At 66.5% G+C, this 2,623-nt stretch carries 1 protein-coding gene; it reads left to right on the top strand.

Translation table 11 applies throughout. The features are described from left to right. Window positions 1-29 precede the first annotated feature (29 nt). A partial coding sequence (locus ACQZ6F_RS33380; protein ID WP_449096352.1) for a beta strand repeat-containing protein occupies window positions 30-2,623 on the top strand: 2,594 nt, incomplete at its 3' end.

Genomic DNA, 2,623 nt, shown 5'->3' with positions numbered 1-2,623 from the left:
TCACGATCTCGGCCCCGACGATAGGGCTTTTGCCTGTAACGCTTGGTGCAGCGACACTGAATGCGGTTTACAGCGAGACGATTACGGCGTCTGGCGGCACGGCGCCCTATAGTTATGCCAGCACCGGCGCTCTGCCGACCGGCCTGACGCTGTCGTCGACCGGTGTCCTCACAGGCACCCCGACCGTGCCCGGCACCTTCAACTTCACCGTCACTGCAACGGACAGCTCGACCGGCTCGGGACCGTTCTCAGGCACCAGAGCCTATACCCTGGTGCTGACCGCCCATCCGCCGGTCGCCAATGGGGTGACCGCGACGGTTGCCCAGAACTCCTCGGCCAATCCGATTACCCTCAACATCACCGGCGGCACCCCGCTCTCGGTTGCGGTTGCAAGTGCGGCAGCCCATGGCACCGCAACAGCCTCGGGCACCTCCATTAGCTATACGCCGGCTTCGGGCTATGCAGGTGCGGACAGCTTCACCTATACCGCCACCAATCTCGACGGCACGTCTGCGCCCGCAACCGTCAGCATCTCGGTGTCCACCCCGACGATCGCGCTTGCCCCGCCCACCCTGCCGGCAGGCACGGCCGGGACAGCTTACAGCCAGACCATGACCGCGTCGGGCGGTACGGCGCCCTATAGCTATGCCATCACAGCAGGCGCGCTCCCCGCCGGACTGACGCTCTCGCCGGCCGGTGTGCTTGCGGGCACGCCGACGGCAGCCGGCACCTTCAACATCACCATCACCGCGACAGACAGCTCGACCGGGACCGGCGCTCCGTTCAGCGCCGCCAGAGCCTACAGTTTGACCATCAATGCGCCGGCGATCACGATTACCCCGGCAACCTTGCCCTCCGGTTCGATCGCCGTCGCCTACAGCCAAGCACTGACGGCCACAGGCGGGGTCGGCTCCTACAGTTACAGCCTGTCGGCAGGCACGCTTCCCACCGGCCTGACACTGTCGGCAGCCGGTGTGCTCACAGGCACGCCGACGGCAGGCGGCACCTTCAACTTCACGGTTCTCGCCACCGACAGCCTGGCGTTCACAGGCTCCAAGGCCTATACCGTGACCGTTGGCGCCCCGACGATCGCAATCACGCCGACGACACTGCCGGCTGCAACCGTGGCTGCTGCCTATAGCCAGGCCATGACCGCATCCGGAGGAACCGGCCCCTACTCCTACGCGATCACAGCAGGTGCCCTGCCCGCCGGCCTGACGCTCTCTTCGTCCGGTGTGCTTGCGGGTACGCCGACGGCATCAGGCAACTTCAACATCACCATCACGGCCACGGACAGTTCGACCGGCTCGGGACCGTTCACGGGATCGCGCGCCTATACCCTGGCGGTCAGCGTCCAGCCACCGATCGCCAATGCCGTTGCAGCAACCGTTGCCGCCAACTCTTCGGCCAATCCGATCACGCTGAACATCACCGGTGGAGCGGCAAGCTCGGTGGCTGTCGCAACGGCCGCCGCACATGGGACCGCGACCGCATCGGCCACCTCGATCACCTATACGCCGGCAGCGGGCTATAGCGGTACCGACAGCTTCACCTATACCGCCACCAACGCCTCCGGCACTTCGGCGCCGGCAAGCGTGAGCGTGACGATCACCGCGCCGACCCTGTCCTTCTCGCCGCCGAGCGGAGCCCTGCCGGCCGGCATCGTCACCACCGCCTACAGCCAGACCGTCACCGCCTCGGGCGGAACGAGCCCCTACAGCTATAGCCTCACCGGCACGCTGCCGGCCGGGCTCACCCTCAACCATGCGACCGGCGCCATTACCGGCACGCCGACGACGCCGGGCAATTACAGCTTCTCCATCACCGCCACCGACGCCAACAGCGCCACGACATCCGCTGCCTATACAATCGCCATCTCGCCGCCGCCGACCACCTTCGTGTTCAGCCCGGCCGGCGGCGCCCTGCCCGATGCCATGTCCGGCGAGGCCTACAGCCAGCAGATCTCGGTCACCGGCGGCGTCGGCACGAAGATCTTCAGCCTTGCCTCCGGCAGCCTGCCGAACGGCCTGGTGCTCAACATCTCCACCGGCCAGCTGACCGGACCGCTCGCGGGCGGCACCGAAGGCGACTACAGCTTCTCCATCCAGATCCGTGACGGCAACGGCGCAACCGGAAGCGCATCCTATACGCTGAAGGTCAAGACCCGGTCCGTCACCGTTCTCGACATGGTCGTCAACGTGCCGGAGGGATCGACGCCGCCCGACGTCTACCTCAATCGCGGTGCGACCGGCGGTCCGTTCACCTCGGCAATCCTGGCATCCGTCGAGCCCGCCAATGCCGGCACGGCAACGATCATCCAGGGGCAGCTCGCACAGGCAGGCCCGGCCACGGGCCCAGTCGGCTGGTATCTGCACTTCACGCTGAACCCGGCCTATTCCGGCCAGGTCCGCGTCGGCTACAGGCTCGTCAGCGCGCTCGGGACATCGAACGTCGCGACAGTGACCTATAATGTCCATTACGATGCCGGCAAGGTTGCCCAGGACATCGACAATCTCGTGCATGACTTCGTGCAGTCCCGCCAGAACATGATCGCCAACACCATCGAGGTGCCGGGGCTGCTGCAGCGCCGGCAGATGGAGAAGGCGACCGATCCGGTCACCGC

The sequence above is a fragment of the Rhizobium sp. A22-96 genome (assembly GCF_053521805.1).
This window is presented reverse-complemented; position numbering and strand designations above follow the sequence as displayed.